We start from the raw sequence: 16,947 nt of genomic DNA, 5'->3' as shown, positions 1-16,947 counted from the left end.
ACCCGTTTTCAAAGGGTCTTTTCTTTAAAGTGAGGGGAAAAACCGTTGGAAAGGATTCGTTTTTTTCTGGAGCATGTTAACCATGTTCGTTTTGTTCGTTATCTTTTGTTTCTGTTTTTAGGGCTTTTTCTATTTGCGGTGTTATATGATCAAGCAAAACCGCATCAATATGAACTGCGCCTGTTCGATATTGCCACCGAAACGATTCGTTCTCCAATTACGATTGAAGATAAGGAGACGACAGAAAGGCTAAAAAAGGAAGCGGCAGATAAAGTAACGGATATTTATACATTAAAAAAAGAATATGCCGAAAATCGTGTTGATTTAATTTCGTCGCTATTTACAACCATTGTTGAAATTCAAAATGAAATCAAGGAAGAAAAAAAAGAGCCGACGAAAATGATGGATGCGCTAAAGGAACGTCTGCCGCAAGAATGGTTTTCTTATTTGTCCGCAGATGAATGGGAAAAGTTGCTTCATGCAGCTCCAGAAGACATCGAAACGGCAAAAGAAGCGGCGGTAACGGCTGTCCATTCCATTATGGCCGAGCGCATTACGCAATCAGAATTGGAGAAGGCAAGGGCAAAAGTACAAGATGAATTGAAGTATGTCATGCTTTCGCCTTCATTAAAAGAAATTGTTGTCAAGCTGACAAAACAAGCAATCATTCCAAACGTTATTTACGATCGAACCGCTACAGAAGAAAAGCGAAGACAGGCGATGGATGAAGTAAAGCCGGTAAAAATTTTGCAAGGACAAGTCATTGTCGAGGAAGGACAATTTATTACAAATGAAATTTATCATCAGCTGCAGCTTGTCGGCTTATTGCAAAATGATCGCTCTTTTCAGCCTCTTATCGGTCTTTTTCTTTTCGTGTTATTATTGCTATCGCCTGTTGTTTATTACTTTGGACGAGAGCAGGCGAACAAGAATTTGTTTGTATATACGGCCATTTTTACGATTATGCTTCTTGTGATGAAACTCGTTCGTCTCATTCCGGAAAGTGATGTGTTCTCCACTGGGTATCTTGTGCCGGTTGCTTTCGGCACCATGCTCGTCCGTATTTTCATCGGGGAACGAATCGCAATTATGACAAGTATTCTTTATGCCATATGCGGAAGCTTAATGTTTAACGAGGGAATGGGCGTAAATGGCACTATTCAAGTTTCGTTAGCGATTTATTTGGTGACAAGCGGGTTAGCAGGAAGTTTCTTTTTACATAAACAGCTTCGAAGAGCAAAAATTTGGCAGGCAGGAGTATTTGTCGCTTTCATTAATATGGTTGTTATGCTAGCATTAACCTTGCTTAAAAATGGCCATTATTCGTTAACAGAGATCGGCATGTTTCTGCTGATGGCGTTTGCTTCTGGCATTTTCTCAGCGATTTTAACTATTGGGCTTTTGCCGGTTTTTGAGGCGTGCTTCGGTATTTTGTCATCGATGAAATTAATTGAATTATCGAATCCAAATCATCCATTGCTTCGCAAAATTTTAACGGAAGCTCCTGGGACGTACCATCACAGCATCATGGTTGCTAATTTAGCGGAAGCGGCTTGTGAAGCGATTGGAGCAAACGGTTTATTAGCGCGTGTTGCTTGCTATTATCATGACATCGGGAAAACGAAACGGCCGCAGTATTTTATTGAAAACCAAATAGGCGGTAATCCACATGATCACTTATCGCCACAGTTAAGCAAAAATATTATTCTTGCCCACGTGTCTGATGGGGTGGCCATTTTAAAAAAACACCGCATGCCGAAAGAAATTGTTGACATTGCTGAACAACATCATGGTACAACATTATTAAAATATTTTTATCATAAAGCACTTGAGCAGACGGGCTATGTGTTAGAGGAAGAATTTCGCTATCCTGGCCCGAAGCCGCAAACGAAGGAAGCGGCGATTATTAGCATTGCGGATAGCGTGGAGGCAGCGGTACGATCGCTTTCTAATCCGTCTCAGGAGGAAATTGGAAAAATTGTCCGCAGTATTATTGCGGAGCGATTGCAAGATAATCAATTGAACGAGTGTGATATTACGTTAAAAGAACTTGAAATGGTTGCAAGATCGCTTTGTGAAACACTAAATGGCGTATTCCATTCACGGATTGAATATCCAGAAATTCGAAAGGAAAAGGTGAAACACGCATGATTCTCAACATCGATTTTATCGACGAAACGAACGAAGTTACAAAAGAGCAAATGAATATCATCGAACAGTTGTTAAACTACGCGGCAGAAATCGAACATGTCCCTAGCGGAGCGGAAGTGGGCATTTCGTTTGTAGATAACGAGCGGATTCGCATCATCAATCGCGACTATCGGGGAAAGGATCAGCCGACCGATGTTATTTCCTTCGCTCTCGAGGAAAAAGGCGAAGGAGAGGTGGAGATTGTCGATGCGGATATTCCCCCGCTGCTTGGCGATATTATTATTTCAATTCCAAAAGCAAAAGAACAGGCGAAGGAATATGGGCATTCGTTCATGCGCGAGCTTGGATTTTTGGCGGTGCACGGTTTTTTGCATTTGTTAGGATATGATCATAAAACAGAAGAAGAAGAAAAAATAATGTTTTCAAAACAAAAAGATATTCTAGAACGATATGGGTTAACGAGATAAAATATGAACTGGAAGGACGAAAAAAAGCGGTTTGCTTGCGCATGGGCAGGAGTGATGGCTGCGGTAAAGGAAGAAGTGCATATGCGCATCCATATTGCGCTGGCTGTTGTTGCGATTATTGCTGCAGCAATCTTTCACATTTCCAGGATGGAATGGCTTATTCTTTTGTTAACGATCGGAAGTGTCATTGCTTTGGAATTAATCAATACGGCAATTGAACGTGTAGTTGATTTAGTGACGGCCGACTTCCATCCTTTAGCAAAAGCAGCAAAAGATATCGCTGCAGGCGCCGTTTTGGTCGCTGCGATTGTTGCTGTTATTGTTGGAATCACCATCTTTCTGCCATATCTCGTATAATCAATGAGTGAGAAAATTCTAATTTTTCTGTTATATTTTCATCAAGAATGATGAAATTTACAAAGATTTTTTGTAAAATAAAAGTAAGGAAGCTTATTGCTTCCCAAGTTGTGAAAGGAAGAGAAACATTGAAAATAAACGAACTCATAGAAGAAGCAAAAAAAGCAAGAGGATACGCTTATGTTCCTTATTCAAAATTTAAAGTTGGCGCCGCTTTGTTAACAAAAGACGGCAAAGTGTATCGCGGCTGCAACATTGAAAATGCTGCTTATAGCATGTGTAATTGTGCGGAACGAACTGCGCTTTTTAAGGCGTATTCGGAAGGGGATAAAGAATTTGCTGCACTTGCTGTTATTGCTGATACGCCCCGTCCGGTACCGCCGTGTGGTGCATGTCGCCAGGTTATTTCTGAGCTATGTCCAAGTGATATGAAAATAATATTGGCAAATTTAAACGGGGATATCACCGAACTAACAGTGAAAGAACTACTACCAAATGCTTTTTCAGCGGAGGATTTGCATGAATAAGGAAGGATATAAATCAGGATTCGTTTCTATTGTTGGTAGACCGAACGTTGGAAAATCGACATTTTTAAATCGCGTCATCGGTCAAAAAATCGCTATTATGAGCGATAAGCCGCAAACGACGCGCAATAAAATTCAAGGTGTTTACACGACAGATGATGCACAAATTATTTTTATTGATACGCCAGGAATGCATAAACCAAAACATAAACTTGGCGATTTTATGATGAAAGTAGCGCTGAACGCGTTAAGAGAAGTGGACCTCATATTATTCATGATTAATGCAGAAGAAGGGTTTGGACGCGGCGACGCATTTATTATTGAACAGCTTAAAGCAGTAAATACTCCAGTGTTTTTAGTCATCAATAAAATTGACAAAGTTCATCCAGATGATTTATTGCCGCTAATCGATCAGTATAAAGACCTTTATCCATTTGCTGAGATTATTCCGATTTCTGCATTGCAAGGAAACAATATCGAAACATTAGTGGAACAAATCAAAAAATATTTGCCAGAAGGTCCGCAATATTATCCACCTGACCAAATAACAGATCATCCGGAACGGTTTATCATTGCCGAGTTGATTCGCGAGAAAGCGCTTCATTTAACGCGTGAAGAAGTTCCGCATTCCATTGCTGTCGTGGTAGAAACGATTGAGCGGCGCGAAGATAGCGATACAGTGTATGTCGGCGCGGTGATTATTGTAGAACGTGATTCGCAAAAAGGAATTATTATTGGAAAACAAGGACGAATGTTAAAAGAGATCGGGCAGCGAGCACGTATGGATATTGAAGCGCTTCTTGGGTCAAAAGTATTTTTAGAACTATGGGTAAAAGTACAAAAAGATTGGCGCAATCGGTTAGCACAGCTGCGTGATTTCGGATTCCGGGAAGAAGAGTATTAATTAGAAAATTTTATGCAACATAAACGTTTCCTAGCGTGGTCAACCTATAATTAGACGGGAAAACAAGCAATGCTGCGGGCGGAAAGAGGTGTGGTTCCATGCTTGAATTTACTTGGAAGTTATTTAGTCAAACCGGCAACATCGACACCTATCTTCTTTTTAAAGAGCTAGAAAAAGAACAGCAACCTAGTGGCGATGAGCAAGAAACGGAACTAAAGGAAGTCGATCAACCTATTTTTTGATTTGTGTTTTAGGGTCGGTGGTGATACGATTGTTTGAAAAATGTGAAGCAATTGTCATTCGCGCAATCGATTATGGCGAAACAAATAAAATTGTCACATTCTTCACGAGAGAATGGGGAAAGGTGGCTACGATGGCACGCGGAGCAAAAAAGCCAAGTAGCCGCCTTTCTGCCGTTACACAACCGTTTACGCATGGCTATTACTTAATTCAAAGAAGCCGCGGTGTCGGTGTTTTACATCAAGGAGATATTATCGATTCGATGCGAACGATCCGCGAAGACATTTTCACTGCAGCATATGCCTCTTATATTGTGGAGATGACAGATAAAGTAACAGAAGAACAGCAGCGCAATCCGTATTTGTTCGAGCTGCTTTTGCAGACATTACAATATATGAATGAAGGGCTCGATTTAGAGATTCTTGCTTGTATTTATGAAATGAAAATGTTATCTGTAATGGGGATTCCTCCTAAATTAGACCATTGCGCTGTATGCGGCCGGACAGAAGGAAAGTTTTCTTTTTCCATAAAAGAAGCTGGATTTCTTTGCCACCGCTGCGAGAAAACCGACCCGTACCGAATTCCGCTTTCCGCAGCTTCTGTAAGGCTATTGCGCTTATTTTACTATATAGATTTATCAAGGCTTGGTACAATTTCTGTAAAAGAGGAAACAAAAAAAGAGCTTCGCGCCGTTCTTTCGTCCTATTATGATGAATATTCGGGATTGTCGTTAAAAACAAAGCGATTTTTAATGCAAGTAGATGAACTAAAAAAGATTGGCTATCCTTATCAAAATCAAACGGAAAATGGAAGCGGCGGATGAAAAAGCGGTCATTAGTTGTCTTTATAAAAGACAAAGTTTCCTTCTTTAAAACAGAGTGTAGTATAATAAAATAATAAATGGATGAGAAGATAATATGATCCAGCTTTTCATAAGGTGGTGAGCAGCGATCGAACTGAATAAACGCCAAGAACAAATTTTGCAAATTGTCAAGGATCATGGTCCGATTACAGGTGAAAGTATCGCTGAAAAGTTGAATTTAACAAGAGCGACATTACGCCCGGATTTAGCGATATTAACAATGGCTGGTTATTTAGAAGCACGACCTCGAGTAGGGTATTTTTATACAGGAAAAACCGGATCTCAACTGCTTGCCGATAAAATAAAAAAGATAAAAGTAGGTGACTATCAATCTATCCCGGTCGTTGTTAATGAAAATGTCAGTGTATATGATGCGATTGTCACCATGTTTCTTGAAGATGTCGGCACATTATTTGTCATCGATGATGAATCGCTTTTAGTTGGTGTTTTATCGAGAAAAGATTTATTGCGTGCAAGTATTGGCAAACAGGAGTTAACAACGATTCCTGTCAATATTATTATGACGAGAATGCCGAATATAGCGGTTTGTTATAAAGACGACCCGCTTATTGAAGTAGCGGAACAATTAATTGAAAAACAGATTGATGCGATGCCGGTAGTGCGAAAAACAGAAAAAGGATATGAAGTCATTGGGAGAATAACGAAAACAAATATGACAAAAGCGTTCGTTGCGCTAGCGAAAGACGATTTGTTATAGGACAAAAAAGGAGGAGGAAGATGAATCAGCGCCTTGTTTATGTTGTTTCCGATTCAGGAGGGGAAACGGCGGAACTCGTAGTGAGAGCAGCGGCAAGCCAGTTTTATAATTCTCACATTCAATTAAAGCGCGTGCCGTATGTGGAAGATAAGACGATGCTAGCGGAAGTGGTTGCATTAGCAAAAATGAATCAAGCAATTATTGCGTTTACACTAGTTGTTCCGGAAATGCGCCAGTTTCTTATTGAGGAAGCTGCACGCGAAGGAGTAGTGGCGTACGATATTATTGGACCGCTTATTGAAAAAATGAGCGATTTATTTAAGTTGACGCCACGATATGAGCCGGGACAAGTGCGTGTGCTTGATGAGGATTATTTCAAGAAGATTGAAGCGATTGAATTTGCCGTGAAATATGATGATGGACGTGATCCACGGGGAATTTTGCGTGCTGACATTGTGTTAATCGGTGTATCGCGCACCTCTAAAACACCGTTATCCCAATATTTAGCGCATAAGCGATTGAAGGTGGCAAACGTGCCGATCGTACCAGAAGTCGAGCCGCCAGAACAACTTTTTAAAGTACCTCCCGAAAAATGTTTCGGATTAAAAATCAGCCCGGAAAAACTGCTTTCGATTCGCCGTGAGCGCCTAAAATCGCTCGGATTGAACGACCAGGCTATTTATGCGAACATGGATCGCATTAAAGAAGAACTTGCTTATTTTGATGGGATAGTGAAAAAAATTGGCTGTGATGTTATCGATGTAACCAATAAAGCAGTCGAAGAGACAGCAAACATTATTATGAAAAAAAGAAGATTATAGCACATTCACGATAATGTGAACTGTGCTTTTACTTTTTTATAGCATATTTTCGTCATTTGTATTATAATAAAAAATTGCGAGAAAAATGAACAATGCAGGTTTAGAGTGCATAAAGAACGAGTAAACTATTTATAGCCAACTTGTCAATAGGAAAGGAGAAATCTTTTTCGACAAAATTCGTTTATTATATAGGAGAAAAAGAAGGATTTTCGAGAACGGTGTAGAATAATAGGAGGTGTGAATCTGATTGCTCGATTGACTTTGATCCGAAGCGGAGCTGGCAATATGATGACAGCAATCAGATCTGGACATTGAGACCGACCGTTTTTGTGGACGCGGATGCTTGCCCAATAAAAAGTGAAATTTTCTCGCTTGCTTGTAAATATAATATACCAAGTGTGTTTATTTCTTCGTACAATCATTTTTCTCCCTTCCAGAAAATGAAATGGGTATATGTCGATACAGAAAAAGAAGCGGTGGATTTATATATTTTGAATCATGCCACAAGAGGAGATGTAGTTGTTACTCAAGACATCGGGTTGGCAAGCATGCTTGTTAACCGTGGTGTACATGTGATTTCTCCGCGTGGAAATGTGTACGAAGAAGGAGAGATGGATAGCGCTCTTTATCATCGTTATCTTCAAGCAAAACAGCGAAGGCAAGGTGTGTATCCAAAGGGAATGAAGCGGTTTTCTGATCGCGATCGTCGCCTTTTTCTGCAAAATTTCGAAAAAATTTTGTCGAAACTCGAAGGAAAATAGACATAGGTCGAGAATAATAAGATACGGAGTTGTTTATATGGGATACCGTATTCCCGAGGAAACGATTGAAGCGATTCGTCGTGCTGTTGATATTGTCGATGTAATTAGCGATTATGTCCAATTGAAAAAACAAGGACGTAACTATTTTGGATTATGCCCATTTCATGGGGAAAAGACGCCATCGTTTTCGGTTTCCCCAGAAAAGCAAATTTTTCATTGTTTCGGCTGTGGGGCCGGTGGAAATGTATTTTCGTTTCTAATGGATATTGAAGGAATTTCCTTTATTGAAGCAGTAAAACGATTAGCGATAAAGGCAAACGTCGATTTAGCGGATTTAGAGCTGGACGACGCGAATAAACAAAGCCGTGCTGATACGGGCGAAACAAAAATAATGGTAGAAGCGCATGAGCTTCTGAAAAAATTTTACCATCATTTGCTTGTAAATACAAAGGAAGGACAGGAAGCTTTTGATTATTTACAGGCGCGTGGATGGACAAGGGAAATTATTGATCAATTTGAAATCGGCTATGCCCCTGATTCATGGGATTTTGCCGTCAAACTTTTATCAGGGCGCGGTTTTTCGCTCGAGCTGATGGAAAAAGCCGGGTTAATTATTCGAAAAGAAAACGGCGGTGGCTATTTTGACCGTTTTCGTCATCGAATTATGTTTCCGATTCATAATCATCATGGAGATGCTGTTGGTTTTTCGGGCAGACTTCTTGGAGAAGGTCAGCCGAAATATTTGAACAGTCCGGAAACACCCATTTTCCATAAAGGAAAAATTTTATACAATTTTCATCAAGCGCGTTTACATATCCGAAAACATCAAGAAGCCATTTTATTAGAGGGATTTGCTGATGTCGTTTCCGCTGTGCAAGCAGGCATTGCCCATTCAGTAGCAACGATGGGAACAGCGTTAACGGAAGAGCACGCGCGTATTCTTCGACGCAATGTCGATACCGTTATTATTTGCTATGACGGTGATGCTTCAGGAATAGAAGCGACATTCCGCGCAGCGGAGCTGTTAGCAGATGCAGGCTGTCATGTGAAAATTGCAACAATTCCCGACGGTCTTGACCCAGATGAATATATAAAGAAATATGGTTCAGATCGATTTCGCCGTGATATTATTGATGCCAGCAGTTCGCTGATGGCGTTTAAAATGATGTATTTTCGCAAGGGAAAAAACTTGCAAAATGAAAATGATAAAATTCGCTACATTGAAGAAGTACTTCAAGAAATTAGCAAATTATCGAATCCCATCGAGTGGGATTACTATTTACGGCAGTTGGCTGACGAGTTTTCCCTTTCGTTATCTGCTTTGCAAGAGCAGTTGAATCGTCATCGAAATAATAAAACACATTCTAACAATGCGCAAAGCAAAGAGGCGCCGAGACCGCCGCTACAAAAGAAGCTTCTTCCTGCCTTTCAAAATGCTGAACGAATGTTGCTTGCCCATATGCTTCGCAGTCGTGATGTGGCTATGATTGTTCAGCAGACGATTGCAGGGGCATTCAATATCGAAGAACATCGGGCGATTGCTGCTTATATTTACGCATTTTACGAAGAAGGGAATGAGCCTGATGTCAGTTTGTTGCTTTCGCGTCTTCCTGATGATTTGAAACCTCTTGTGACAGAACTGTCGCTATTGTTGATCACTGATGAAATTTCCAATCAGGAACTGAACGATTATATGCGGCATGTGTTGAATCACCCAAAATGGTTAAAGCTAAAGGAAAAAGAACAAGAAAAAATTGAAGCAGAGAGAAAAAAAGACTTTTTAACTGCTGCGCGCATTGCAAAAGAGATCATCGAAATGAAAAAGATGTTATCATCTTCGTAATATTATGTTATAAGTTAAAGGAGGTAGTGAAATGGCTGAAAAACCAGCTCGTTCAAAACAAGCCGATGCAGACGTAACATTTGAACAAGCGAAAGAACAGCTGACAGAGCTTGGTAAAAAACGCGGTATTTTAACATATGAAGAAATTGCTGAACGTTTATCCGGTTTTGATCTTGATTCTGACCAAATGGACGAATTTTACGAATACTTAGCTGATCAAGGAATCGAAGTCATTAGTGAATCTGATTTAGACGCTGATCCTGATATCGATGATTTATCAAAAGAAGAAGAATTTGATTTAAATGATTTATCGGTTCCTCCTGGCGTAAAAATTAACGATCCTGTGCGCATGTACTTAAAGGAAATCGGGCGCGTTCCACTACTGTCTGCTGAAGAAGAAATTGAACTAGCGAAACGAATCGAACAAGGCGACGAAGAAGCAAAACGCCGCTTAACAGAAGCAAACCTTCGTCTTGTTGTTAGCATTGCTAAACGTTACGTCGGTCGCGGCATGCTATTTCTTGACTTAATTCAAGAAGGAAATATGGGGCTTATTAAAGCAGTCGAAAAGTTTGATTATCGTAAAGGATATAAATTTAGCACTTATGCAACATGGTGGATCCGTCAAGCAATTACGCGTGCGATTGCTGATCAAGCACGGACCATTCGTATACCAGTGCATATGGTGGAAACCATTAATAAACTTATTCGCGTGCAACGGCAATTACTTCAAGATCTTGGACGTGAACCAACTCCAGAAGAAATCGCTGAAGAGATGGATTTAACTCCAGAAAAAGTGCGCGAAATTTTAAAAATCGCCCAAGAACCAGTTTCTCTTGAAACGCCAATTGGCGAAGAAGATGATTCACATTTAGGTGATTTCATTGAAGACCAAGAAGCGACATCGCCATCCGAGCATGCGGCCTACGAGCTGTTAAAGGAACAGCTAGAAGATGTATTAGATACACTTACAGACCGCGAAGAAAACGTGCTTCGTTTGCGTTTTGGGCTAGACGATGGTCGTACGCGGACGCTCGAAGAGGTCGGAAAAGTATTTGGTGTTACCCGCGAACGCATTCGTCAAATTGAAGCAAAAGCGCTTCGCAAGTTGCGTCATCCAAGCCGCAGCAAACGGTTAAAAGACTTTTTAGAGTAACCACTTTCTAAATAGTTTACTTCTTGTACTATTTGAGAAGTAAACTATTTTTCCTTTCCTTTTCGAGAGGCCGATTAATTATGAACAAACAAAGGCGCGAAATTATTGTACGGGAAATTGAATATTGGAAACGTTCTCGCCTCCTTCCAGAGCAATATTGCGATTATTTGCTGGCATTATATACGGAGGGCGAGTATAAAAAATGCCCAAGCGACATCCTCCGAACTCGTCAACGGGGGATGATCCGTTTCCTTTTAGTGGCATTCATTTGTCTATTGTTGCCAGCAAATGCTCTTGTCATTTATTTTACTGAATTGTCATTCGTTTTGCAAATGCCCCTTTTATTTCTTTTTTTCTTTATATGCGTCATAGCTGCATGGATGTGGAAGGGACAAGGAAATATTGTTCATATCCCGCTTATTAGTGGTGCGTTCATTTTTCTTATTGCATCGATCGAAGTTGGCGAATATTATTTTCCGAAACAAAAAGCGGTTATTGCATCGATTGTTTTCGTAAATTGTTTATTATGGATCTTCGTAGGAAAGCGGTTCCGTTTTCTTTATTTGTTTATATCCGGTGTAATCGGAATAGGAGTTTTAATTGTTTTTCTTTTATTTTAACTTTTTGGCAATTTTGTCGTAGAATGAGATTAGGGGCTTTTCCTTTGCGGTAATTTACAGTAAAATAAAATTGTTTGTAGCGGTTACATTTGCTGAACAATGGTTATACATAAGGGAGGTAAAAAAATGAATCGAAATCCGTTAATCCCATTTTTCATCATTATGCTGATTGGGATCGGACTTACTCTTGGGCTTTCATTTAAGGGGCTCGGCGATGCAAAGGAACTTGCAAAAGAGAAAAAAGGCGGCGAGAAAACAGAGCAAACGGCTGCGGCAAATCCAGAAGAACTTTATCAACAAACATGCAGCAGCTGTCATGGACAAAATTATGAAGGCGGTGCTGGTCCGGCATTAAAAGGTGTGGGCCAACGGCTTTCAGTAGACGAAATTAAAAACGTGATCCAAAATGGCCGCGGCGGCATGCCTGGAGGCCTCGTTCCGCCGGACAAAGCGGATGAAATGGCAAAATGGCTTTCTAAGCTGAAATAAACAAAAAATCCCTTTGCCTTAGGTGAAGGGATTTTTTGTTTATGATACAATATACAGAAGAGTGAAAGGGATGTGAATAGAAAAGGTGAATGAATTTCGTCTGTCCAAACGTCTTGAAACAGTTGCCTCTTTCATTCCAAAAGGTGCAAAGCTAGCTGATATCGGTTCAGACCATGCATATTTGCCGTGTTATGCATATTTGCATGGATATATTACAAAAGCGGTAGCGGGAGAAGTAGCAGATGGTCCGCTTCGCTCCGCCAAACAACAAGTCGAAAGGACAGGACTTAAAGACGTCATTTCTGTGCGAAAAGGCGATGGATTGGAAGTGATTAAACCTGGCGAAGTGGACTGTATTACGATTGCCGGTATGGGAGGCACATTGATTGCTAACATTTTAGAGGCTGGAAAAGACAAGCTTCTCGGCGTAAAGAGGCTGATTTTGCAGCCGAATGTCGGCGCGCATATTGTGCGCAAATGGCTGCTGGACCATGACTGGGAACTGATTGCGGAGCGCATATTGGAAGAAGAGGGGAAAATTTATGAAGTGCTTGTTGCTGAAAAAGGCGATGGAAAAAGGCCATATGAAAATATAGAGACGGAATTATTGTTAGGCCCGTTTTTATTGAAAGAAAAAAATGATGTGTTTTTAAAAAAATGGCGTCATGAACTTGCTCACTGGAAACAGATTTACCGCCAATTAAATGAAAAGGCAGAAACAGAGTCTGCCATCGCAAAAAAACGAGAACTAGAGAAAAAAATGAAGATGGTTGAGGAGGCATTGCGGTGAACAAAATTCCAAGCGGTCATGAAATCATTCAATTATTTGAGCAATTTGCACCAAAACATTTAGCGATGGAAGGCGACAGAATCGGTTTGCAAATTGGAACGTTAAATAAACCAGTCAAAAAGGTAATGATTGCCTTGGATGTTTTAGAAGAAGTAATCGATGAGGCTGTAGCGGAAGAGGTAGATCTTATTATCGCGCACCATCCACCGCTTTACCGTCCGCTAAAGCAGATCATTACTGATCAAGCGCAAGGACGTATCATTGAAAAATGTATGAAACATCATATTGCCATTTATGCTGCTCATACGAATTTAGATATCGCCAATGGAGGGGTAAATGACTGGTTAGCGGAGGCGTTGGGGCTGGAGCATGTAGATGTATTGATTCCGACGTATGAAGAGCCGCTGAAAAAACTAGTCGTTTATGTTCCGGAGACACATGCCGACCTTGTTCGTGAGGCGATCGGCAATGCGGGGGCAGGCCATATCGGCAACTACAGCCATTGTACGTTCAACGGCCGCGGTATCGGTACTTTTTTACCGCTAGAAGGGGCGAATCCGTTTATCGGGAAATCCGGGACACTGGAGCAAGTGGAAGAGGTGCGTATTGAAACGATTGTCCCGGCTTCCTTGCAAAACAAGGTTATTTCTGCGATGTTAAAAGCACATCCGTACGAAGAAGTGGCGTATGACATATATCCGCTTGAAAATAAAGGAAAAGTATTCGGATTAGGAAGAATTGGCCGCTTGCCGGAAGCGATGACACTTGGAGAGTTTGCAGAGCATGTGAAAAAAGCGTTGGACGTTCCGGCGGTGCGTGTTGTTGGCCATTTGCAAGATACGATTCAAAAAGTCGCAGTGGTTGGCGGTGATGGAAATAAATATATCTCACAAGCAAAATTAGCCGGCGCTGATGTTTATGTGACGGGGGATGTATATTATCATGTTGCGCACGATGCAATGATGCTTGGGCTAAATATCGTGGATCCGGGACATAATGTGGAGAAAGTAATGAAACAAGGGGTCGCCCGCTTTTTAGAAAATGCGTTTGCTAAACATCAGTTTGCAACGACCGTCTGCATTTCGAAAGTGCATACCGATCCATTTACGTTCGTATAAACATATAGCCGATATTCGCTAAACGAATATCGGCTATTGTTTTATTCTTTTTTTGCTTTTACTTTCGGTAAAATTTTTTGCAGCGGTACTTTCCGCTCGCGTTTCCATGTATTAGGATCATTTGGATCAAACTGCTCTAAAAAATCGATTACTTCTTTTGTAATTGGGGTTGGTGTTGAAGCTCCTGCTGTAACGGCTACTTTTTTTGCGTCTTTAATCCAATTAATATCAATTTCTGTTACATCGGCAACGCGGTACGCTTTCGTGCCAGCAATTTCTTCCGATACTTGCGCAAGGCGATTGGAGTTGTTGCTTCTTGGATCGCCAACGACGATTGTGACATCGGCGTCTTTTGCCTGTTCCGCCACTGCTTCTTGGCGGAGCTGGGTTGCCATGCAAATTTCTTTATGCATTTCGACATGTGGATATTTTTCTTTTACTTTTGCCATAATATCGGCAACATCCCATTGGCTCATCGTTGTTTGGTTTGTCACCATGATGCGGTCGTTTTCAATCGTTAGACGTTCCACATCTTCCATCGTTTCGACAAGATGGATGCGCGTCGGATCAATGCCGACCGCTCCTTCTGGTTCGGGATGGCCCTTTTTGCCAATATAAATAATTTCATATCCGTCCGCCAGCTTTTCTTTAATTAAGTTGTGGGTTTTTGTCACGTCTGGACATGTCGCATCGATCGTGACAAGCCCTTTTTCGCGGGCGCGCCTTTTCACTTCGGGCGATACGCCGTGCGCAGTAAAGATCACTGTCCCTTTGTCAATTTTTTCTAGAATCTCTAATCGGTTTTCTCCATCGAGCGTAATAATTCCTTCCTCGGCAAATGCGTCGGTAACATGTTTATTGTGAACGATCATTCCGAGAATATAAATCGGTCTTGGCAACGTAGGATCTAATGCTACATTTCTTGCGATTACCATCGCATCAACAACCCCGTAGCAGTAACCGCGAGGGGTAATTTTAATCACTTCCATATTGGTTCCTCCTAAACTCCGACATACGGAGAGACTATCTCTTTCTTTTACATTATATCGGAGAAAGAGGAAGAACACAAAGTATAACACATTTTAAACATATAGTTTTGGCGTAGATGGCTTTGGTGTTTTTGTAGATTGGGATGATTTATTTTCGGATGTTTTCACTTTCGGTACAGTGCGTTTTTTGGATGAAGATGATGTTTTTTTCTTATTTTCCGGAATGTTTTTTTCTGTTTTGTTCTCTTCTTGCTCGGTTGTTTTTAATTCTCTAAATATTTTTACCATAGCTGGAAGGTTTTTTATCAGCGGTCCGTATTGCTGCACCATTGGCATGACGTTTTGTGCGACGCCTAACATTTTTTGGATGTTTGTCAACATGCCGATAAAGCCCCCGCCTGTGTTTGCGCTAGCGCCCGTAGTGGCAGCGGCGTGACGAATCGCAGGTGTTATCCACGGAGATGGAGAAGCGATCGGCCGTCCCCTTGAAAATAATTGCGATAAGAAACCGCCAAAGCCCGGGCGGGGACCGGGTGTTCTCATCATAGGAAAGGAAGGCGGCATTCCTGAAAAGGAGCGTGGCATCGGGGAAAAAGGAAATATCGGTGGCCGGTTGTAAATCATCGCATTTTCCTCCTTTCTAGGCTGAAGTAAGAGAATATCTCTTTCATAAAGTATGCGAAAAAATGGGAAATGTTTTTCGTTTACGGTCTAAGTTGCAGCCTTGTGCAAAAATCAGATATAATGATGAATCGAGTTATTCGGATTTGGTCGTTAAATTGAAGCAGAAGGGAGTAGTGGCGAATGAAGGAAACGTTATTTGAGAGATTTTCATTTCAGCCATTTATTATTGAAGCGATTAAGGCGCTTCGTTTTTATAAACCAACAGAAATTCAGGAGCGCATCATTCCGAGCATTCTTCGCGGCGAAAGTGTGATTGGTCAGTCGCAAACAGGAACAGGAAAGACTCACGCCTATTTATTGCCGATCATTGAAAAAATTGACCCGGATCACGAGGCGGTACAAGCGGTTATTACCGCACCGACGCGGGAGCTTGCAACGCAAATTTACCATGAAATTTTAAAAATTATAAAATTTTGTCCGAGTGATAGACAAATTACGGCACGTTGCTTTATTGGAGGAACAGATAAGCAAAAAGCGATCGAAAAATTGAAAACACAGCCCCATATCGTAGTTGGAACTCCAGGAAGAATTAACGACCTCATTCGCGAACAAGCACTGAATGTTTGGACAGCAACTACACTTGTCGTTGACGAAGCAGACTTAATGTTAGATATGGGATTTATTGTCGATGTCGATCAAATTGCAGCACGCATGCCAAAAGAACTGCAAATGCTCGTCTTTTCTGCGACAATCCCGGAAAAGTTAAAACCATTTTTGAAAAAATATATGGAAAATCCAAAATATGTTCATGTTGCACCAAAGCAAGTCACAGCGGAAAAAATTGAGCACGTTCTTGTGCCGCTTCGCAGCCGTGATAAAGCGAAGCTGCTGCACGAAATGTTAGTTGTGTATAATCCGTATTTAGCAATTGTATTTACCAATACAAAAAAAATGGCGGATGAAGTGGCAGATAGGCTGATCGAAAAAGGGATGAAAGTCGGGATTTTACACGGTGATCTAACTCCGCGCGAACGTAAAAAAATGATGAGGCAAATTCGCGATTTGGAGTTTCAATATATTGTTGCTACCGATCTAGCTGCCCGCGGCATTGATATTGAAGGAGTAAGCCATGTCATTAACTACGAACTGCCAAAAGATTTACAGTTTTACATTCATCGTGTCGGCCGCACTGCGCGCGCTGGTTACACAGGAATTGCGACGACGATTTATGAACCATCGGATCAAGATGCAATAACCAAATTAGAAAAAATGGGAATTGAGTTTCTTCATCGCGATCTTATCCGTGGAGAATGGGTAGATTTGCCGCCTTGGAATCGGCGAAGCAAGCGGGCCAACCAAGATGGGGAAATAGAGCAGCTTCTTGCGAAAATGAAAAAATCGAAACAAATCAAGCCAGGTTATAAGAAAAAGTTGCTTGCCGAAATAGAAAAACAAAAAAAGCGGTTGCGGCGTTTAAAGAAACAATAACATGTTAAACAGGAAAGGGAGAAGA

19 protein-coding genes are annotated in these 16,947 nt (G+C 41.1%); 17 read left to right on the top strand and 2 right to left on the bottom strand.

Features of this window, described 5'->3' with window-relative positions; all coding sequences use genetic code 11:
- Nucleotides 1-45: 45 nt before the first annotated feature.
- The 16 genes from B9L23_RS14755 to B9L23_RS14680 all read left to right on the top strand — a co-directional run bounded on the left by B9L23_RS14755 (nucleotide 46) and on the right by B9L23_RS14680 (nucleotide 13,821).
- A complete protein-coding gene (locus B9L23_RS14755) occupies nucleotides 46-2,151 on the top strand; it encodes an HD family phosphohydrolase (protein ID WP_015864535.1) in 2,106 nt (701 codons plus the stop codon).
- Nucleotides 2,148-2,618 carry an rRNA maturation RNase YbeY gene (gene ybeY, locus B9L23_RS14750; RefSeq protein ID WP_015864534.1) on the top strand — a complete coding sequence of 157 codons (471 nt, stop codon included), beginning with the start codon at nucleotides 2,148-2,150 and terminating at the stop codon, nucleotides 2,616-2,618. The genes B9L23_RS14755 and ybeY overlap by 4 nt, the downstream gene beginning before the upstream one ends.
- A gap of 3 nt (nucleotides 2,619-2,621) precedes the next feature.
- A complete protein-coding gene (locus tag B9L23_RS14745; RefSeq protein ID WP_015864533.1) occupies nucleotides 2,622-2,975 on the top strand; it encodes a diacylglycerol kinase family protein in 354 nt (117 codons plus the stop codon).
- A gap of 47 nt (nucleotides 2,976-3,022) precedes the next feature.
- Entirely contained in the window at nucleotides 3,023-3,502 is a 480-nt protein-coding gene (locus B9L23_RS14740; RefSeq protein ID WP_015864532.1) for a cytidine deaminase, read from the top strand.
- On the top strand, nucleotides 3,495-4,403 hold the full coding sequence (gene era / locus B9L23_RS14735; RefSeq protein ID WP_015864531.1) for a GTPase Era: 909 nt from the start codon (nucleotides 3,495-3,497) through the stop codon (nucleotides 4,401-4,403). The genes B9L23_RS14740 and era overlap by 8 nt, the downstream gene beginning before the upstream one ends.
- Nucleotides 4,404-4,501: 98 nt before the next feature.
- Nucleotides 4,502-4,645, top strand: a complete 144-nt coding sequence (locus B9L23_RS14730) for a YqzL family protein (RefSeq protein WP_015864530.1) — start codon at nucleotides 4,502-4,504, stop codon at nucleotides 4,643-4,645.
- A gap of 29 nt (nucleotides 4,646-4,674) precedes the next feature.
- Entirely contained in the window at nucleotides 4,675-5,466 is a 792-nt protein-coding gene (recO, locus tag B9L23_RS14725; protein ID WP_081188089.1) for a DNA repair protein RecO, read from the top strand.
- 127 nt (nucleotides 5,467-5,593) lie between these two features.
- Nucleotides 5,594-6,223, top strand: coding sequence for a transcriptional regulator CcpN (gene ccpN, locus B9L23_RS14720; RefSeq protein ID WP_281255503.1), 630 nt, complete (start codon nucleotides 5,594-5,596; stop codon nucleotides 6,221-6,223).
- A 20-nt stretch (nucleotides 6,224-6,243) separates the two neighbouring features.
- Nucleotides 6,244-7,044: a pyruvate, water dikinase regulatory protein gene (locus tag B9L23_RS14715; RefSeq protein WP_015864527.1), complete on the top strand. Its 801-nt coding sequence runs from the start codon at nucleotides 6,244-6,246 to the stop codon at nucleotides 7,042-7,044.
- A gap of 311 nt (nucleotides 7,045-7,355) precedes the next feature.
- Complete coding sequence (locus tag B9L23_RS14710; RefSeq protein ID WP_081188093.1) at nucleotides 7,356-7,805, top strand: YaiI/YqxD family protein; 450 nt, start codon at nucleotides 7,356-7,358, stop codon at nucleotides 7,803-7,805.
- A 37-nt stretch (nucleotides 7,806-7,842) separates the two neighbouring features.
- Nucleotides 7,843-9,648 (top strand): DNA primase, encoded by a 1,806-nt coding sequence (dnaG, locus tag B9L23_RS14705; protein ID WP_089097929.1) that lies wholly within the window; start codon nucleotides 7,843-7,845, stop codon nucleotides 9,646-9,648.
- Nucleotides 9,649-9,679: 31 nt separating this feature from the next.
- Nucleotides 9,680-10,804, top strand: coding sequence for an RNA polymerase sigma factor RpoD (gene rpoD, locus B9L23_RS14700; RefSeq protein ID WP_015864524.1), 1,125 nt, complete (start codon nucleotides 9,680-9,682; stop codon nucleotides 10,802-10,804).
- A gap of 80 nt (nucleotides 10,805-10,884) precedes the next feature.
- Complete coding sequence (locus B9L23_RS14695; protein WP_015864523.1) at nucleotides 10,885-11,424, top strand: hypothetical protein; 540 nt, start codon at nucleotides 10,885-10,887, stop codon at nucleotides 11,422-11,424.
- Nucleotides 11,425-11,550: 126 nt separating this feature from the next.
- Nucleotides 11,551-11,913: a cytochrome c550 gene (cccA, locus tag B9L23_RS14690; protein ID WP_089097928.1), complete on the top strand. Its 363-nt coding sequence runs from the start codon at nucleotides 11,551-11,553 to the stop codon at nucleotides 11,911-11,913.
- A gap of 85 nt (nucleotides 11,914-11,998) precedes the next feature.
- Entirely contained in the window at nucleotides 11,999-12,703 is a 705-nt protein-coding gene (locus B9L23_RS14685; protein ID WP_089097927.1) for a tRNA (adenine(22)-N(1))-methyltransferase, read from the top strand.
- On the top strand, nucleotides 12,700-13,821 hold the full coding sequence (locus B9L23_RS14680; protein WP_089097926.1) for a Nif3-like dinuclear metal center hexameric protein: 1,122 nt from the start codon (nucleotides 12,700-12,702) through the stop codon (nucleotides 13,819-13,821). Before B9L23_RS14685 ends, B9L23_RS14680 begins: the two co-directional genes overlap by 4 nt.
- 41 nt (nucleotides 13,822-13,862) lie before the next feature.
- Here the strand turns inward: B9L23_RS14680 and B9L23_RS14675 are convergent, their stop codons facing one another.
- Both B9L23_RS14675 and vrrA read right to left on the bottom strand, forming a co-directional pair.
- Nucleotides 13,863-14,810 (bottom strand): 4-hydroxy-3-methylbut-2-enyl diphosphate reductase, encoded by a 948-nt coding sequence (locus tag B9L23_RS14675; protein ID WP_015864519.1) that lies wholly within the window; start codon nucleotides 14,808-14,810, stop codon nucleotides 13,863-13,865.
- Between the two features lie 93 nt (nucleotides 14,811-14,903).
- The gene (gene vrrA, locus B9L23_RS14670) at nucleotides 14,904-15,434 is read right to left on the bottom strand and encodes a VrrA/YqfQ family protein (protein ID WP_089097925.1); all 531 of its coding nucleotides are present in this window, start codon (nucleotides 15,432-15,434) and stop codon (nucleotides 14,904-14,906) included.
- A 180-nt stretch (nucleotides 15,435-15,614) separates the two neighbouring features.
- On the opposite strand from vrrA, the gene B9L23_RS14665 reads away from it, so the two are divergent.
- Nucleotides 15,615-16,922 carry a DEAD/DEAH box helicase gene (locus B9L23_RS14665; protein WP_089097924.1) on the top strand — a complete coding sequence of 436 codons (1,308 nt, stop codon included), beginning with the start codon at nucleotides 15,615-15,617 and terminating at the stop codon, nucleotides 16,920-16,922.
- Nucleotides 16,923-16,947 lie beyond the last annotated feature (25 nt).

The sequence above is a fragment of the Parageobacillus galactosidasius genome (assembly GCF_002217735.1).
Classification (GTDB): Bacteria; Bacillota; Bacilli; order Bacillales; family Anoxybacillaceae; genus Parageobacillus_B; species Parageobacillus_B toebii.
The sequence above is the reverse complement of the archived record's forward strand: the minus strand, read 5'-3'. Positions and strand labels throughout refer to the sequence as shown.

What these genes read in the sequence shown, in the direction of transcription:
- ybeY (WP_015864534.1), top strand. Translation starts at nt 2,148, where the DNA reads ATGATTCTCAACATCGATTTTATCGACGAAACGAACGAAGTTACAAAA.
- B9L23_RS14745 (WP_015864533.1), top strand. Translation starts at nt 2,622, where the DNA reads ATGAACTGGAAGGACGAAAAAAAGCGGTTTGCTTGCGCATGGGCAGGA.
- B9L23_RS14740 (WP_015864532.1), top strand. Translation starts at nt 3,023, where the DNA reads ATGATGAAATTTACAAAGATTTTTTGTAAAATAAAAGTAAGGAAGCTT.
- era (WP_015864531.1), top strand. Translation starts at nt 3,495, where the DNA reads ATGAATAAGGAAGGATATAAATCAGGATTCGTTTCTATTGTTGGTAGA.
- B9L23_RS14730 (WP_015864530.1), top strand. Translation starts at nt 4,502, where the DNA reads ATGCTTGAATTTACTTGGAAGTTATTTAGTCAAACCGGCAACATCGAC.
- B9L23_RS14715 (WP_015864527.1), top strand. Translation starts at nt 6,244, where the DNA reads ATGAATCAGCGCCTTGTTTATGTTGTTTCCGATTCAGGAGGGGAAACG.
- dnaG (WP_089097929.1), top strand. Translation starts at nt 7,843, where the DNA reads ATGGGATACCGTATTCCCGAGGAAACGATTGAAGCGATTCGTCGTGCT.
- rpoD (WP_015864524.1), top strand. Translation starts at nt 9,680, where the DNA reads ATGGCTGAAAAACCAGCTCGTTCAAAACAAGCCGATGCAGACGTAACA.
- B9L23_RS14695 (WP_015864523.1), top strand. Translation starts at nt 10,885, where the DNA reads ATGAACAAACAAAGGCGCGAAATTATTGTACGGGAAATTGAATATTGG.
- cccA (WP_089097928.1), top strand. Translation starts at nt 11,551, where the DNA reads ATGAATCGAAATCCGTTAATCCCATTTTTCATCATTATGCTGATTGGG.
- B9L23_RS14675 (WP_015864519.1), bottom strand. Translation starts at nt 14,810, where the DNA reads ATGGAAGTGATTAAAATTACCCCTCGCGGTTACTGCTACGGGGTTGTT.
- vrrA (WP_089097925.1), bottom strand. Translation starts at nt 15,434, where the DNA reads ATGATTTACAACCGGCCACCGATATTTCCTTTTTCCCCGATGCCACGC.
- B9L23_RS14665 (WP_089097924.1), top strand. Translation starts at nt 15,615, where the DNA reads ATGAAGGAAACGTTATTTGAGAGATTTTCATTTCAGCCATTTATTATT.